Source organism: Salmonella sp. SG203, from assembly GCF_013350575.1.
Classification (GTDB): domain Bacteria; phylum Pseudomonadota; class Gammaproteobacteria; order Enterobacterales; family Enterobacteriaceae; genus Salmonella; species Salmonella enterica.
Window position 1 is genome coordinate 407,565 of the sequence record NZ_SNMT01000001.1, and the last position, 17,060, is coordinate 424,624.

14 protein-coding genes are annotated in these 17,060 nt (G+C 52.3%); 6 read left to right on the top strand and 8 right to left on the bottom strand.

Translation table 11 applies throughout. The features are described from left to right. The first annotated feature begins 115 nt into the window (after window positions 1-115). Complete coding sequence (locus HV477_RS02045) at window positions 116-778, top strand: class I SAM-dependent methyltransferase (RefSeq protein WP_001520112.1); 663 nt, start codon at window positions 116-118, stop codon at window positions 776-778. A 270-nt stretch (window positions 779-1,048) separates the two neighbouring features. Here the strand turns inward: HV477_RS02045 and cybB are convergent, their stop codons facing one another. The 3 genes from cybB to hrpA form a co-directional block, all read right to left on the bottom strand. Beyond that, window positions 1,049-1,579 (bottom strand): cytochrome b561, encoded by a 531-nt coding sequence (gene cybB, locus HV477_RS02050; protein ID WP_000527273.1) that lies wholly within the window; start codon window positions 1,577-1,579, stop codon window positions 1,049-1,051. 116 nt (window positions 1,580-1,695) lie between these two features. After that, on the bottom strand, window positions 1,696-2,496 hold the full coding sequence (locus HV477_RS02055) for a YdcF family protein (RefSeq protein ID WP_023231530.1): 801 nt from the start codon (window positions 2,494-2,496) through the stop codon (window positions 1,696-1,698). Window positions 2,497-2,559: 63 nt separating this feature from the next. Further along, entirely contained in the window at window positions 2,560-6,462 is a 3,903-nt protein-coding gene (gene hrpA / locus HV477_RS02060; protein WP_079898840.1) for an ATP-dependent RNA helicase HrpA, read from the bottom strand. A gap of 200 nt (window positions 6,463-6,662) precedes the next feature. On the opposite strand from hrpA, the gene azoR reads away from it, so the two are divergent. Further along, window positions 6,663-7,268, top strand: a complete 606-nt coding sequence (gene azoR / locus HV477_RS02065) for an FMN-dependent NADH-azoreductase (protein WP_000048924.1) — start codon at window positions 6,663-6,665, stop codon at window positions 7,266-7,268. On the opposite strand, the gene HV477_RS02070 is transcribed toward azoR, so the two are convergent. From HV477_RS02070 to HV477_RS02085, 4 genes are all read right to left on the bottom strand, one after another. Continuing rightward, window positions 7,265-7,714, bottom strand: a complete 450-nt coding sequence (locus HV477_RS02070) for a GFA family protein (RefSeq protein WP_001540112.1) — start codon at window positions 7,712-7,714, stop codon at window positions 7,265-7,267. The two genes, azoR and HV477_RS02070, sit on opposite strands and share 4 nt — an antisense overlap. 142 nt (window positions 7,715-7,856) lie before the next feature. Then, entirely contained in the window at window positions 7,857-8,180 is a 324-nt protein-coding gene (locus tag HV477_RS02075; protein WP_000760345.1) for a YdbL family protein, read from the bottom strand. A gap of 7 nt (window positions 8,181-8,187) precedes the next feature. Further along, window positions 8,188-8,379, bottom strand: a complete 192-nt coding sequence (locus HV477_RS02080) for a YnbE family lipoprotein (protein ID WP_000784063.1) — start codon at window positions 8,377-8,379, stop codon at window positions 8,188-8,190. After that, the gene (locus tag HV477_RS02085) at window positions 8,379-11,015 is read right to left on the bottom strand and encodes a YdbH family protein (RefSeq protein WP_023137900.1); all 2,637 of its coding nucleotides are present in this window, start codon (window positions 11,013-11,015) and stop codon (window positions 8,379-8,381) included. The genes HV477_RS02080 and HV477_RS02085 overlap by 1 nt, the downstream gene beginning before the upstream one ends. 239 nt (window positions 11,016-11,254) lie before the next feature. Between HV477_RS02085 and ldhA the strand changes: the two genes are divergently transcribed. Continuing rightward, on the top strand, window positions 11,255-12,244 hold the full coding sequence (ldhA, locus tag HV477_RS02090) for a D-lactate dehydrogenase (RefSeq protein WP_000762206.1): 990 nt from the start codon (window positions 11,255-11,257) through the stop codon (window positions 12,242-12,244). 110 nt (window positions 12,245-12,354) lie between these two features. Continuing rightward, a complete protein-coding gene (gene hslJ, locus HV477_RS02095; protein WP_000725242.1) occupies window positions 12,355-12,765 on the top strand; it encodes a heat shock protein HslJ in 411 nt (136 codons plus the stop codon). Between the two features lie 43 nt (window positions 12,766-12,808). On the opposite strand, the gene HV477_RS02100 is transcribed toward hslJ, so the two are convergent. Then, window positions 12,809-13,075, bottom strand: a complete 267-nt coding sequence (locus tag HV477_RS02100; protein ID WP_001200680.1) for a DUF333 domain-containing protein — start codon at window positions 13,073-13,075, stop codon at window positions 12,809-12,811. On the opposite strand from HV477_RS02100, the gene HV477_RS02105 reads away from it, so the two are divergent. Together HV477_RS02105 and nifJ are read left to right on the top strand one after the other, a co-directional pair. Next, window positions 12,979-13,290, top strand: a complete 312-nt coding sequence (locus tag HV477_RS02105; protein WP_031602436.1) for a hypothetical protein — start codon at window positions 12,979-12,981, stop codon at window positions 13,288-13,290. The genes HV477_RS02100 and HV477_RS02105 overlap by 97 nt on opposite strands. 60 nt (window positions 13,291-13,350) lie before the next feature. Further along, the gene (gene nifJ, locus HV477_RS02110) at window positions 13,351-16,875 is read left to right on the top strand and encodes a pyruvate:ferredoxin (flavodoxin) oxidoreductase (protein ID WP_079898788.1); all 3,525 of its coding nucleotides are present in this window, start codon (window positions 13,351-13,353) and stop codon (window positions 16,873-16,875) included. The last annotated feature ends 185 nt before the right edge of the window (window positions 16,876-17,060 follow it).

A 17,060-nucleotide genomic window follows, 5' to 3' on the forward strand; every position in this document is an offset into this window, starting at 1 on the left:
ATTCATAATATCTCCTTTATTCATCGCATTAAATTACTCACTCACCTGATTAATGCTTGCCTAACGATTGCTTCGTTGTTTTAATTCCAGCGCGAAATTATTTAGTGAGAGAACAATGAAGCATACACAACAATCAGGCGCAAAAGTCTATAACCCATTCACGCTTAGCTTATATGACTGGTGGGTACTCAATATCTCAAACAAATATGCATGGAAGTGTCCTACTGATACGCGACTACTTCCTTTCTTCCTGCATCACATGGGCGAGACTCACCTGGATATTGGCGTAGGTACAGGTTATTACCTGAAACATGCACCTGCGACTCATGCCATTTCGCTGATGGATTTAAATCCGGATAGCCTGAAAATAGCCGCCAGCCGAGTGGGTAATACGAAAATCCGCGCCACACTACAACACGATGTTTTCGACACGTTCCCGGCGGACTGGCACGGGCGCTTCGATTCCGTTTCGATGTACTATCTTCTGCACTGCTTACCCGGTGAGATGACAACAAAAGCGAAGGCAATTAAAAATGCCGGTATGGCGCTTAAACCCGGCGGCACACTTTTTGGCGCCACGATTCTGGGCAAAGAGGTTCCTCACAATGCTTTTGGTAAGAAATTAATGGCTGTTTATAACAAGAAAGGAATATTCAGTAATACCAATGATTCAGCCGATACGTTACGCAGCGTGTTGGACGAACATTTCGCTAAGGTGACTTTGGAGCAACATGGCGCCGTTGCGCTATTTTCCGCCACTACGCCACGCTCATCGTAAGTACAGGCACTTCCGAGCGGTCGGCAGCGCGATCATGTGGGTTTAACCCGTTGATTAAACATTGGATTACGGAATAGTAATTGCTTATTTTATTTGTCATACAAATAAGTATAATACCCGCTTCCGATGTAGACCCGTCCTCCTTCGCCTGCGTCACGGGTCCTGGTTAGACGCAGGCGTTTTCTGTATGGAATACGCCATCCCCTCTGATAGATGCCTTGTTTGCCTTAAGCAGTTAACCCCGCCTGAAGCAAACGTCATACAGGACGGTCAGTCACGCTTACGCGGCATCATCCGTAACAGCGTATTGTCTTTCCAGAAATAGTGATGCATCAAAGCAGCGATGGCATGAAGTCCAATAACAAAATAGCCCAGATTCGCCAGCGTGACGTGCCAGGATTTCAGCATATCTACGCGTTCAAAGTTAGCTTCGGCGGCATGGGGCATAGTAATGCCAAATGCGACCCAGGGATTACCGCGGTTATACATCATGACCAGACCAATAACAGGCAGCGCGATAAATAACAGGTAAATCACCAGATGTCCTAAATGCGCCATTCCGGTCATCATCGGTTTTGGACGAGGAACAATGGGCGGCGTGGGATATTTCAGCCGAATAAACAAGCGTGCCACCATTAAAAGCAAAATAGTGATACCACATGAAACGTGCGTCATATTAAACCAGGGCCGATAACTACGCGGCGCAAAACCGCGCAGCTCCATCGCGGCGTAAGCCACAATAACCAGAAAAAAGACTAACCAGTGAATACCAATTTGCAGGCCGGAATACTTATTGCCCATAGCGCGTCCTGAATGAAAACCGTAAAGCGACAACATAACCAGCTTTTATAAATAATTCATCAAATTTATGAAATGGTGGTCGCACTTGCCCGTTCACCCTCGCAAACGGGCGATTTTTAGCGTAAAGCTCTCTGTCCTAACGCACTGCGCAGCGTAGTATCTGCCTGCAATACCTGCCATGCGTTTTCAATATCGCGTGGGATATCAACGTGAATGATAAAATCTTTACCACGCGGTCCATACCCTGTTTCATCGTCACGCAAACGGGGCAGCTCGCCGGCAATCAGAGACAGATAACGCTCCACCGTCCAGATGCCCTCTTCAACATTGGCAAAACGTGTACCGTCATTAAGGTGGCGCAGTACCGGAACAAAACCAGGAAAACTCAGCCAGCGCGGCGCATCGGTGTCGTCGTTTGTCACGCGCCGAAACGCCGCGATAGTGCGCCGCTGCATGGTGGGGTCTTGCACAACGATAGCCGTGTTAATGTTTTCTTTCGCCTGACGGATCAGTGCACAGGAGAAACGGGCATTTTCGCCGCAATTAGTTGACCGATCTTCCAGCCAAATTTTCTCAGCCGGAATATGCCAGAACTGGTTCGCGATATCCGCGAGGATCGCGGCTTCAGCGCGTCCGGTTGTGCGAATAGTGTGGTAGCGCGGATGCCGGGCAATCACGGCGTACAAAAACGGCGTCGAATGACCTATACCGCCGCTAATCAGTAAAGGAACGCCTTGCGCTTTGGCGATGCGACAGGCCGCGTCGATAGTGGGGATCACCGCATTGCCCGCCAGGACGACGCAATCCGACGAATAAGGTTGTTCGCCGGAAAAATCATTTTGCGCCAGCCACTGTCCGACGGTATTCACCGCCAGCAATGTTTCCGCAGAGAGCGCCGGAAATGGCGTTGTATTCATAATTCCTCCTTTTTGTTCCGAACTTGTACCGGATCGCTTTGAAAGACGTCGTCGCCTGGCTTTTTAGGCCGTAATCTGATCCATGGCCTGTAAAATACGCTTATCGGAAATAGGATAAGGCGTACCTAGCTGTTGGGCGAAATAACTGACACGCAGTTCTTCAATCATCCAACGGATCTCTTTAACATCATCATCTTCGCGACGCGCTGGAGGCAGTTTATTTATCCATTGTTGCCACGCCTGCTGGACGCTTTCGACTTTCAGCATTTGCGCCCGATCGCGGTGCGGATCGACAGCCAGTTTCTCCAGCCGCTTTTCAATTGCCTGCAGATAACGCAGCGTATCGCCGAGACGTTTAAAGCCATTGCCAGTCACAAAACCACGGTATACCAGACCGCTCATCTGCGCCTTGATATCGGAAAGCCCCAACGCCATGCTCATATCCACCCGCCCTTTCAGACGCTTATTGATATTGAATACGGTCGTCAGGATCCGCTCAACCTGCTTCGCGATATCCACCACAGTATCATTCAGCTCGGCGCGTACCTTTTCGTGCAGCGCGGTGAAACCTGCTTCGCTCCACACCGGTCCGCCGTTGGCATCTATCAGCTTATCTACCCCGCAGGCGATACAGTCATCAATCAACTCCAGTACTTTGCCGTACGGGTTAAAGTACAGCCCCAGCTTGGCTTTATTCGGCAATTTCTCATGCAGATACTTAATCGGTGAAGGAATATTGAGCAACAACAGACGGCGTAAACCGCACCACATCGCCTGTTGTTGTTCCAGCGGATTATCAAACAATTTGATAGCGACGCTGTCACGCTCATCCACTAACGCCGGCCACGCCTTCACTTTATAATTACCGCGTTTCTGTTCGTAGCTTTCCGGCAGCTCGCCGAAACTCCAGATATGCAGCCCGCTCTGCTCGATGCCGTCATCCGCCACCGCCGAGAGCGTCTCCTGCACTTTGCCTTTCAGCGCATTTTTAAGCTCGGCGAGCGAACGCCCTTCCTGCAGTTTCTTGTTTTTGTCATTCACCACGCGAAACGTGATTTTCAGATGCTCGGGCACCTGATCCCAATGCCAGTCTTCCCGATCGACCGTGACGCCGGTCATCCGGCGCAGTTCACGCTCCAGAGCGTCCAGCAGCGGCAGCTCCAGCGGCGTTACGCGACCTAAAAACGCTTCAGCATAGTTTGGCGCCGGAACAAAGTTGCGACGTACCGGTTTTGGCAACGATTTAATCAGCGCAATAACTAATTCACGGCGCAGCCCCGGGATCTGCCATTCAAAACCGCTCTCGTCAACCTGGTTAAGTAGCGGCAACGGAATATGGACGGTCACGCCGTCAGCATCCGCGCCCGGTTCAAACTGATAGCTCAAACGCAGCTTGAGATTGCCCTGGTGCCAGAAATTCGGGTAATCCAGTTTGCTGATTTTTTCCGCGCCTTCTTTAATCAACATACTTTTTTCAAAGTTGAGCAGATCCGGCGTCTCGCGGCTGATTTTTTTCCACCAACTATCAAAGTGGCGGGCGGAAATAACGTCATGGCTAATACGCTGGTCATAAAACTCAAACAGGGTATCGTCATCCACCAGGATATCGCGGCGGCGAGATTTGTGCTCAAGTTCCTCGACTTCCGCACGCAATTTTAGATTCTCACGGAAGAAGGCATGACGGGTTTGCCAGTCCCCCTCCACCAGCGCATGGCGGATGAACAACTCGCGACACAACGCCGGGTCAATCTGGCTGTAATTCACTTTGCGCGCGGCGACAATCGGCAGACCGTAGACAGTAACCTTTTCCGTCGCCATCACCGCGCCTTGCGCCCGCTCCCAGTGCGGTTCGCTATATGAACGTTTAATCAGGTGCTGGGCTACCGGTTCCACCCATTCTGGCTCAATGCGGGCAGCGATGCGCCCCCACAAACGGCTGGTCTCCACCAGTTCTGCGACCATTGTCCATTTCGGCGGTTTTTTGAATAAACCGGAACCGGGGAAAATAGAGAATCGGGCGTTACGCGCGCCGGTGTACTCTTGTTTATCGGCATCTTTCATCCCGATATGCGACAACAGTCCCGTTAACAACGCAACGTGAATTTCCCGGTACTCTGCGGGTTCGCTGTTTACCGGAATCCCCAGTTCTTTTACCACCTGACGCAGTTGGGTATAGATATCCTGCCACTCACGCACGCGTAAATAGTTCAGATAGTCGGTGCGACACAGACGGCGGAATTGATTCGACGACAGGGCCTTTTGTTGCTCGCCGAGGTAATTCCACAGGTTAACAAACGCCAGAAAATCGGACTCCTTATCATGGAAACGCCGGTGTTTCTCATCGGAAGCCTGCTGCTTATCCACTGGGCGCTCGCGCGGATCCTGAATAGAGAGTGCGGAAGTAATGATCATCGCTTCGCGCACACAGCCATGTTTTTGCGCTTCCAGAACCATACGCGCCAGGCGCGGGTCGACCGGCAGCTGAGATAATTGTCGGCCCAGCGGCGTCAGCTTATATGCCGTTTGCTGTTCGTCGGCGGTAATCGCCCCCAGCTCTTCCAACAAACGCACGCCATCCTGAATATTGCGCTTATCCGGCGCTTCGACAAACGGGAAGGCGGCAATGTCACCCAGCCCCAGGGCGGTCATCTGCAAAATAACCGACGCCAGGTTGGTACGTAGAATTTCCGGGTCGGTAAATTCCGGACGTGACAAAAAGTCATCTTCCGAATACAGACGAATGCAGATCCCTTCCGATACGCGTCCGCAACGCCCTTTACGCTGGTTGGCGGAAGCCTGTGAGATCGGTTCAATCGGCAGGCGCTGCACTTTAGTGCGGTAGCTGTAGCGGCTGATGCGCGCAGTGCCAGGATCGATCACATACTTGATACCCGGCACCGTCAGCGAGGTTTCCGCCACGTTAGTCGCCAGCACGATACGGCGTCCGCTGTGCGACTGGAAAACGCGGTTCTGTTCGCTGTTCGACAAGCGTGCATACAGCGGCAACACTTCGGTATGCCGTAAGTTCAGCTTGTTCAGGGCGTCGGCGGTATCGCGGATTTCCCGCTCTCCGCTCATAAAAATCAGGATATCGCCGGGACTTTCACGCCCCAGTTCATCAACAGCGTCGAAAATTGCCTGTAGCTGATCGCGTTCAGTGTCGTCAGCCTCTTCCACAATGGGGCGATAACGAACTTCTACGGGATACGTTCGGCCAGAGACTTCGATAATCGGCGCGTTATTAAAGTGGCGCGAGAAGCGTTCCGGGTCGATGGTCGCAGAGGTAATAATCACTTTCAGATCGGGGCGACGCGGCAGAAGCTCTTTCAGATAGCCGAGCAAGAAGTCAATATTCAGGCTGCGTTCATGCGCTTCATCAATAATGATGGTGTCGTACTGCATCAATAGCCTGTCCTGCTGGATTTCCGCCAGCAGGATACCGTCCGTCATCAGTTTGACCATGGTGTTGCTACTGACATGATCGCTGAAACGAACTTTATAGCCGATGCAGCCGCCAGGCTCCGTTTGCAACTCTTCGGCAATGCGGTTAGCGACGGTGCGCGCCGCCAGGCGACGCGGCTGAGTATGACCAATAAGTCCTTTAATTCCGCGTCCCAGCTCCATACAAATTTTCGGCAACTGGGTGGTTTTACCGGAACCGGTTTCCCCTGCTACGATCACCACCTGATGATCGCGGATCGCTTCCAGAATGTCCTGTTTCTTCTGGCTAACAGGCAAATTTTGCGGATAAGTGATTGAGGGGCGCGCCGCTTCGCGGAGAGCGACCTGCGTCGCAGCCTGTTCAATTTCTTTCGCCATCGTCTGGAAAATGGCCTGTTGCGCATCAGGATTTTTTACTTTCTTTACGCCATGCAGGCGGCGCGAAAAGCGCTGTTTGTCGCGCAGCATCAGTGCATCCAGCCGCTGCTGTAACACCTGAAGCGTCAACATAGATTGTTCAGTCATAAAGCTCTTGGGCAGCATTCTGCCTGTTTAAAATCGTTTTAAATGATAGGTATAGAGTACCACATTGGGGCTTTTTTTGTGTTGTTCAATAATTTCGAACAAAGGGTTCGATATATTGCGCTATCCCTGCGACATATTTGTGAATAAAGTGTCAACAAGCAACGGGGCACGCCCCTTCAAACACATAAAAGGAAACACCCATGAGCAAGGTATTAGTTCTTAAATCCAGTATTCTGGCAGGGTACTCTCAGTCTGGTCAGTTGACTGACTATTTTATTGAACAATGGCGCGAAAAACACGTCGCAGATGAAATTACTGTCCGCGATCTGGCGGCCAACCCTGTTCCGGTGCTGGATGGCGAGCTGGTGGGCGCGATGCGTCCGGGCGATGCGCCTTTAACGCCACGTCAGCAGGACGCTCTGGCGCTGTCTGATGAACTCATTGCTGAACTGAAAGCCCACGACGTCATCGTTATTGCGGCGCCGATGTACAATTTCAATATCCCGACGCAGCTGAAAAACTACTTTGATCTGATTGCCCGCGCCGGTATCACTTTCCGCTATACCGAAAAAGGCCCGGAAGGTCTGGTAACCGGCAAACGCGCGGTGGTTCTCTCCAGCCGCGGCGGTATCCATAAAGACACCCCGACGGATTTGATTGCGCCTTACCTGAAAGTGTTCCTTGGTTTTATCGGTATCACCGACGTGAATTTTGTCTTTGCCGAAGGCATCGCCTACGGGCCGGAAGTGGCGGCTAAAGCTCAGGCCGATGCAAAAGCCGCGATTGACAGCGTAGTGGCCGCTTAAATATTTTTGCCTCCCGTTTCGACGGGAGGTGACTTCTTCGGTTCGTAGCGCAAATATCCTACCACGCCGCTACTGCCGCCATCGCTGGGATGCGTTACCCCATCATTGACTTCAACGCAGGCGAAATCAAAAGGCGACATATTTTCGATGCACGCCACATTGACCCCATATTGATCGGGATTGGATCGACGCTGATGAAAAGTATATATCCCGCATACCGAACAGAAAAAATGCACCGCCTTGCCCGTATTGAAGCGATATTCGGTAAGCTTATCCTGCCCTTTTAGCACTTTAATACCCGACAGCGGCGCAGACACTGCCACCGCTCCGCGCATCCGGCAAAACGAACAGTTGCAGCGCCTGGCGGTATGAAAACCATCGCTAAGTTGAACGGTAAACACGACGCTGCCACAATGGCAGGCAGCAGATAATTTTTCAGACGTCATACCTGGTTACTCTCGCGAATAGTGATACCAGCCAACAGTATAGAAATAGCCTTCCGGTTCGCCTAATGTAAATACGACCTTCGTATTCAGAAATTACCCATATAAAAATGCATTTTGCGGTAAAAAAATTGTCGGGAAGCGGTTATTTACGCATCCATTTGCCATTAATTCCCTGGACATATTCTCCCGGCCTGGCGCGCTCAACCAGTTTTTGCCCTGCCATCTTCGCCACCTCGTCCACGGGAAGATGATTGCTATCCGCTAACTGCTGATAACTGGCGCGGCGGGCATGATTAATATCAAGCACCAGTTTCTGGGTTTCGGCATCATTCTTTAAGGCCACCAGATAGCCATTCAGCGTTTCCCCGACCCGGCCCTGCGTGCGCGCTTCGTCCAGGGTTAAGGCCCACACAGAAGGTGTGAGCAAGCTCAGCGTCAGCACCCATAGTATTAAATACTTTTTCATTATGGCCTCAGAATAGATCGCTGCGTGATTTCAGGAGTTCTTCAACGTCTTTATCGACTTTGATATGTATTTCATGCTCGATCTTTACATTCATGTTGATGGTAATCGGCTGTTCCGGCGCGGCGACTTCAATACGTGGCGTGCACCCCACCACGATAAATGACGCAAGCGCTGACAGCATGGCAATACTCATTTTCATTATTTATCCTCACAGTCCTTGTCTTTCCGGCAAGGAGGTTGCGGCAACGCTGTATTTTGTTCAAGCCATGCCTGTAAATTGTCGCCAAAACGCAAACTGCGCCACAGCGTAAACACATTTTCTTCATGGGTATAGTTCAAGTTAACGATCGCGGTTTTACCATCTACCCGGCTTTTGCCGGTAATAGCCGCCTGCATCGTTAGTACGCCCAGGTTATCAACGTTAATTTTCGTCCACGAATGCGTAATCTCCATATAACGTAGCCAGTTGATCGCCGAGCCTGCCGTGACATTATCCTTCACCACCGCATCCGCAGTATCTTTATCGATACGCAACGTCATTGGCCCAGGATTCGTAAGCCAGCCATCTTTGATTATCCATTTTTCATTGTTCAGCCACAGCGGCAGCGCGCCGCTGACCGGACCAGACATGGCGAATTGCTTTGGATTTATGGCGCTAATCAATTCGCTGGATGAAATATTTTGCACCCGCAAAAGCGCCGGGTCGTGCTGCGGCATTCGCAACTGTTTCATAATGATTTGACCGCCCAGCACGTCTACGCTGACATCGCTTAGCAGTAATGGATTCGACTCGCTCCAGGGATAACCGCCCTGTAAATCAGCGGTGATATTTTTCGCCGTGACCTGGTTAACTATCCCGGCGATACGCAGCGAGACGGGCCCGCGCGTCCCCAATTGCCACGCGCCGTTGTGGAAGCGAAATGGCAGAATGAAATCGACGCCGTTGATTTTGTTATCCGGCATCCATGCGCTGCCGCCTTTTAACACGCCGTGTCCACCTGCTTCAAATCCCTGCCCCTGTGCGGCGGAAAAAGCCACCTGCGCATACAGTGAGCCTTCGCGCAGCGTCATTTTCCAGTCTGGTGGAAGCAACGGCTGGAAAACGATAAGCGACTGCTTCGGCCACCAGGCCTGTCCGCGAAGGCGTTCGCCATCCCAGCGCCCATTCAGCCGTACCGGCCCTATCGCCCCCGCCCGAAGGTCGCCTTTAAACTGGAACAGGGTTGGCTCGCGCCCTTCAACGCTAAAATTAATGGTAGAAGGCGGCAGCACGCTCCCGCTGGTAAATACGGTTTTTCCCGCCTCCAGAGACAGCGCGCCCTGTAGCGACGGCGTTGTGGCGTCGCGAACCCAGACAATAGGTTTATTCAGCGCCAGTCTTGGCGATGTGACGGTCATTGCGCCATAGTGCAACTGATCAAAACCGGTGGACAAACTGGTCAACCTGATGGTGTTATCATGCCATTCGCCCTGTCCGGCAATATCCCAGTGGGCGCGCATTGGCGTAAAGCTTCCTTGCCCCCAATAGCGCCACCGCCAACGACCAGCATCAGGGAGAAAATCATTCGCCAGGCCATCAAGATGAAGAACGAAATCGCCCATCTCATTTTCGTGCGCCCGTAAAATAGCCTGTAATCGACCATCAACGCCGCGCGGCGTCACCTTAACGCCCGCCAGCGGCCAACGAATTTCATCAATATCTAACGCATCAATCACCCGTCCGCGCGAGCGTAGCAATGCGCCAGGTGCAAAGGTGAGCTGCGGATCGGCCAGGCTGCCGCGGAACATAGCGGGCAATACGGCATAAAAGATTAAATCCTTCTGTTTAGCCTCGCCGGTAAGCTGTAGAGGCATCTCACTGCTATCCATGCTGAGTTTTCCCGGGCCGATAGTCAGTACCGCGTTCGCTTTACCGGCATCGCCCTGGGTCAGAATATTCAGGCGTCCGCTGACTCGCGCATTATCCGGCCCGGCTTGCCAGTTATCGATATTAAAAGCCAGACGTCCGCTCAAGGGGAATCCCTGATATGGCCAGTTCCAGCGGCCATCGCTGATGGTAAGCCGCTGACGCGTTACCGCCCAGGGGAGATCGAGAATCGGGTCAGGATTACCTCGCGCCATCACGATGAGCTGTCCGGCGTTATCACGCCACTCCAGTTCCGCATCCACCAGCGACGGTTCCTGCGGCAGACGCAAGGTCGCTGCCGCATGACCGCTGACCGGCAGGCCATCCGGTACCAGCGGCAACACAAATTCCCCCGCCAGGCTAACGGGAGGCTGGTTGGCCAGCGCGGCGATCTCCAGTTGGCTCACCGTCAATGCCTGACCGCGTAGCTGCCCTTGAAATTTTACTTTTTCGCCCTGATAACGTATCTGCTGAATGACCGGCGTCATGGAGATAGCCAGCTTGCCCTGCCATTCCGGCCAGGGCGCGAGAATGACATTATCGATGTTAATCCAGGTATTGGGCAGCATTGACTGCCACTGCGCCAGCGTACGCGGCGCGGCGGGGGAAGCTTCCGTAGCGGGCAGTTTCGCCAGGCACGCGGCATCCAGTTTGAGGCTTTTAATATTCAGCAACCAACGGCTGGGATGCGTCAGTTCCGCCTGGGTAATATGCGCTAACGAACAATCATTGACCAGATAGCGAAGATCGGGAATCACTAACCCATGACGTGTCAGGCGTGGACTTTGTTCCAGAGCGATACGGGTACCGACGGGTAGCCAAATTCCCGCCAGAGTGGGAACCCACAGCCCGAGGGTCATCAGTAGCGTCAGAGGGATAAGAATCAGCAGTAACAGTAGCGCAAGGGCGGCTTTATATTTACCCTTCATGGGCCATTAATTTCCTGATTTAACGAAAAATTCAGTCGGCTATCTCTTTATTTTGGCATGATTGCCCGTACATAGCCTAATAGTTCATGTTGCAGGGGCGCCCTCCGGCTATTTGAGGCGTTGTGGAGAATGATAACCTAAAATTATTCATTATATGTATGACTATCAATTATTTTTGATTTTTTGTAAGATAATTTTAAGCATATTTGTGTGATTCAAACATCACTGGAGAAGGTCATATGAAACTCGCCGTCTATAGTACCAAACAGTATGACAAGAAATATTTACAGCAAGTGAACGAAGCGTTCGGTTTTGAACTGGAGTTTTTTGATTTTCTGCTAACCGAGAAAACGGCGAAAACCGCCAATGGATGTGAAGCAGTTTGTATCTTCGTGAATGACGACGGGAGCCGACCTGTACTGGAAGAGCTGAAAAAACACGGCGTGAAATACATCGCGCTGCGTTGCGCCGGATTTAATAATGTCGACCTGGATGCCGCTAAAGAGCTCGGCTTGCAGGTGGTGCGCGTACCGGCTTATTCTCCGGAAGCCGTCGCTGAACATGCGATTGGCATGATGATGACATTGAACCGCCGTATTCACCGCGCTTATCAACGCACCCGCGACGCTAACTTTTCCCTTGAGGGACTGACCGGCTTTACCATGCACGGAAAAACCGCTGGCGTCATTGGTACCGGTAAAATCGGCGTCGCCGCGCTGCGTATCCTGAAAGGCTTTGGAATGCGTTTACTGGCGTTTGATCCCTATCCCAGCACCGCCGCGCTTGACCTCGGCGTAGAGTATGTGGATCTGCAAACGTTGTTTGCCGAATCGGATGTCATTTCCCTGCACTGCCCGCTCACGCCGGAAAACTACCATTTACTGAACCATGCGGCATTCGACCAAATGAAAAATGGCGTTATGGTCATTAATACCAGTCGTGGCGCGCTGATTGATTCCCAGGCGGCTATCGAAGCTCTGAAGAATCAGAAAATCGGCTCGCTGGGGATGGATGTGTATGAAAACGAACGCGACCTGTTCTTTGAAGATAAGTCAAACGATGTTATCCAGGATGATGTTTTCCGCCGTCTGTCGGCCTGCCATAACGTACTGTTTACGGGGCACCAGGCATTCCTGACCGCAGAAGCGCTGATCAGCATCTCTGAAACCACGTTACAAAACTTAAGCCAGCTTGAGAAGGGCGAAGCCTGCCCGAACGCGCTGTTCTAATCCTGTCGCTCCCCTGCGCTCAGGGGAGCATTTTCGGATAACCCCTGAAGATCTATCCGGTCATATCATTACTATAGTCAGTGTTAACTATCAGATTACAGAGAATATCAATGAAGAAAATCGTCACGCTGGTCGCCCTGAGCATCATAATGACAGGGTGTGTGAGCAGTGGAAAAGTGTCCGTCAAACGCGAGCAACTGGAGCACCACCGCTTTGTTCTGGAAAGCGTAAACGGTAAAACGGTCACCGGCCCGGAGCTCAGCTTTGGCGAGGACATGACGGTATCCGGCAAAATGTGCAATCAATTCACCGGCGAAGGAAAACTATCGGACGGCGAATTAAAAGTGAAAAATTTAGCGATGACCCGAATGATGTGCGCCGATCCGCAGCTTAATGCGCTGGACGGCACCCTCAGCGAACTCTTCAGCAAAGGCGCGCAAGTCGATTTAACCGCGAACCAATTAACGCTGGCGACGGCAGAAACAACGCTAATGTATAAACTGGCGGATTTAGCGCACTAAGCCATTAAGTGAAAAGTTATACGCGTCAGGCGAAACGCCGCGCTTAATAACTCCCGCAGCTTCCGGCGGCAAGCGACTGTTCGCTACAACGTTTGCCGTTGGGTAGCGCGCACATACCAATTACTGAACCATCAAGCTGCCGGGCCGCTGAAAGCGAACCGCCAATCATAGCGCAATTCGCTTCGCCGGCGCTGGACATCGCCGCTTTCATCCCTGGCGAAACATGCGCCGCGGTTGCCTGCTGAACAGGTTCGCTACTGCAAGCCGACAATAATAACGCGGCACATCCCACCCAAAACGCTGCGCGCATTTCTCTCCCCTCTGTTTATTCATCCAAACGACACCGCCCTAAATAATAGGCAGCAGAAACTGACGCGTCGAGAGGCAAAGCGCGCATTTATGCGCTTCATTAACATTTATTGGCAATTTTTTACGTCTTTTCGGCAAGAAATCGTCATTCTCCTCCCGCCAGGGACACAAAAGCGAAAATGGGGCTTGAAGGGCTTTGCTAAAATAAAAGGATAACTACAGGATGCGCTCACGATTATGCGTGTCCCTCTTTTTTGCGCAATGTAAGGGTGTCATATGCAAACAATTGACGGTAATGGCGCAGTAGCGTCGGTGGCGTTCCGTACCAGCGAGGTTATCGCCATTTACCCGATTACGCCCAGTTCAACAATGGCTGAACAAGCGGATGCCTGGGCCGGCAATGGGCTTAAAAATGTCTGGGGCGATACGCCGCGTGTGGTAGAGATGCAGTCGGAAGGCGGCGCGATCGCCGCCGTTCACGGTGCGTTACAAACCGGTTCGCTTTCTACGTCATTTACATCATCGCAGGGGCTGCTGCTGATGATTCCAACGCTGTATAAACTGGCGGGGCAGCTCACGCCGTTTGTACTGCACGTTGCCGCGCGCACCGTCGCCACACACGCGCTTTCTATTTTTGGCGACCATTCCGATGTGATGGCGGTCCGCCAGACAGGCTGCGCGATGTTATGCGCCGCCAGCGTTCAGGAAGCGCAGGATTTTGCGCTGATCGCGCACAGAGCTACGCTGAAAAGCCGCGTTCCGTTTATTCATTTTTTTGATGGCTTCCGTACATCGCATGAAATCAACAAAATTATACCGCTAACGGATGAAACCATTCTGAACCTGATGCCGCAGGCGGAGATCGACGCTCACCGCGCCCGCGCGCTGAATCCGGAACATCCGGTGATTCGTGGAACTTCTGCGAATCCGGACACCTACTTCCAGTCTCGCGAAGCGACCAACCCGTGGTACAACGCCGTTTATGATCATGTTGAAGAGGCGATGAAGGCATTTAGCGATGCTACAGGCCGCCAGTACCAGCCATTTGAATATTATGGCCATCCCCAGGCTGAACGCGTCATCATTATGATGGGCTCCGCCCTCGGCACCTGCGAAGAGGTCGTGGACGAGCTACTGATACGCGGAGAAAAGGTCGGCGTTCTGAAAGTCCGTCTGTTCCGTCCCTTCTCCGCCAAACATTTGTTACAGGCATTACCGGGAACCGTTCGCGCTATCGCCGTGCTGGATCGCACCAAAGAGCCTGGCGCGCAGGCCGAGCCGCTTTATCTGGACGTGATGACCGCACTGGCGGAAGCCTTTAATAATGGCGAGCGCGAAACGTTGCCGCGCACCATTGGCGGCCGTTATGGGCTATCATCCAAAGAGTTCGGCCCGGCGTGCGTACTGGCGGTCTTTAATGAACTCAGCCATGCGAAACCCAAGCCACGGTTTACGGTGGGCATTTATGATGACGTTACTAACCTCTCGCTGCCATTACCGGAAAATACCCTGCCCGGCAGCGCTAAACTTGAAGCGTTATTTTACGGTCTGGGAAGCGACGGCAGCGTATCCGCCACGAAAAATAATATTAAAATTATCGGTAATTCTACACCGTGGTATGCGCAAGGTTATTTCGTTTATGACTCTAAAAAAGCTGGCGGGCTCACGGTATCGCACCTGCGCGTCAGCGAGAAACCCATTCGTTCCGCTTACTTAATTGCTCAGGCGGATTTTGTCGGCTGCCACCAATTACAGTTTATCGATAAATATCAGATGGCGGAGCGTCTAAAGCCCGGCGGTATCTTTCTGCTTAATACGCCGTACAGCGCCGACGAGGTCTGGTCGCGTCTGCCGCAAGAAGTTCAGGCGGTGTTGAATCAGAAAAAGGCGCGTTTTTACGTGGTTAACGCGGCGAAAATCGCCCGCGAATGTGGACTTGGCGCCCGCATCAATACCGTCATGCAAATGGCTTTCTTCCACCTGACGCATATTCTTCCGGGCGATAGCGCCCTGGTTGAGCTGCAGGGCGCGATTGCCAAAAGCTATAGCAGCAAAGGACAGGATCTGGTTGAGCGTAACTGGCAGGCATTGGCTCTGGCGCAGGAATCGCTGGCGGAAGTGCCGTTGCAGGCGGTTAATCCGCATAGCGCGCATCGCCCGCCGGTCGTCTCCGACGCCGCGCCGGATTTCGTGAAAACCGTTACCGCCGCCATGTTGGCGGGCCTCGGCGACGCACTGCCTGTTTCCGCCCTGCCGCCGGACGGAACATGGCCAATGGGCACCACCCGCTGGGAAAAACGCAATATCGCCGAAGAGATTCCTGTCTGGAAAGAGGAACTGTGTACACAATGTAATCACTGCGTCGCTGCCTGCCCTCACTCGGCAATTCGTGCGAAAGTCGTTTCCCCGCAGGCGATGGAGAACGCGCCAGCCAGTCTGCATTCGCTGGACGTGAAGTCCCGCGATATGCGCGGCCAGAAATATGTGCTGCAGGTCGCGCCGGAAGACTGTACTGGCTGTAATTTATGCGTAGAGGTCTGCCCGGCTAAAGATCGGCAAAATCCACAGATCAAGGCGATTAACATGATGTCGCGCCTTGAGCATGTGGAAGAAGAGAAAGTGAATTATGACTTCTTCCTCGACTTACCGGAAATCGATCGAAACAAACTGGAACGAATTGATATCCGCACATCGCAGCTTATTACGCCGCTGTTTGAATATTCCGGCGCCTGTTCCGGCTGCGGTGAAACGCCGTATATTAAACTGCTGACTCAGTTATATGGCGACAGAATGTTAATCGCTAACGCCACGGGGTGTTCCTCTATTTACGGCGGTAACTTACCCTCTACGCCTTATACCACCGATGCCAACGGACGCGGCCCGGCGTGGGCGAATTCGCTATTTGAAGATAACGCGGAATTTGGCCTCGGTTTCCGTCTGAGTGTGGATCAGCACCGGGCGCGCGTCATGCGTTTACTGGCGCAATTCGCCGATCGCATTCCGGCGGAATTAAACGATGCGCTGCATGCCGAAGCAACGCCTGACGTTCGGCGTGAGCAGGTCGCCGCATTACGCCAACATCTGAAATCGGTTGCGGGCGCAGAGGAACTGTTAAAGGATGCTGATGCGCTGGTAGAAAAATCAATCTGGCTGATTGGCGGCGATGGTTGGGCATACGACATCGGCTTTGGCGGTTTAGACCATGTGTTAAGCCTGACGGAGAATGTCAATATTCTGGTTCTGGATACGCAGTGTTATTCCAATACTGGCGGCCAGGCGTCGAAGGCGACGCCGCTTGGCGCCGTCACTAAGTTTGGCGAACATGGCAAGCGTAAAGCCCGTAAAGATCTTGGCGTCAGCATGATGATGTATGGTCATGTTTATGTCGCGCAAATTTCGCTGGGCGCGCAGTTAAACCAGACGGTGAAAGCCATCCAGGAGGCCGAAGCCTGGCCAGGACCGTCGCTGATCATTGCCTATAGCCCCTGTGAGGAACATGGTTACGATCTGGCGCTAAGCCATGACCAGATGCGCCAGTTAACGGCGACCGGTTTCTGGCCGTTATACCGCTTTGATCCCCGCCGTGCGGATGAAGGCAAGCCGCCGCTGGCTCTGGACTCTCGGCCACCGTCTGATGCCCTGGCGGAAACGTTGCTTAATGAACAGCGTTTCCGTCGCCTGAATGCGCAACAGCCTGAAGTAGCTGAACAATTATGGCGAGATGCCGCATTGGATTTGCAAAAACGCTATGACTTTCTTGCCTTGCTGGCAGGAAAAGCGGAAAAACCCGGCGCAGATTAAAAAATATTCTAAGGATTAACCTGGAAACAAAAAAAGCCCGAACATTCGTTCGGGCTTGTCAATTTATACGCTGGAAAGCAAAGGTTAACGCAATGGCCCAGCGACAAAATGAATATGTGACAATAAAGGCATATAACAGGCGTAGAATATCGTAACCGAATGATATTGTATAATTTTTATTTCGT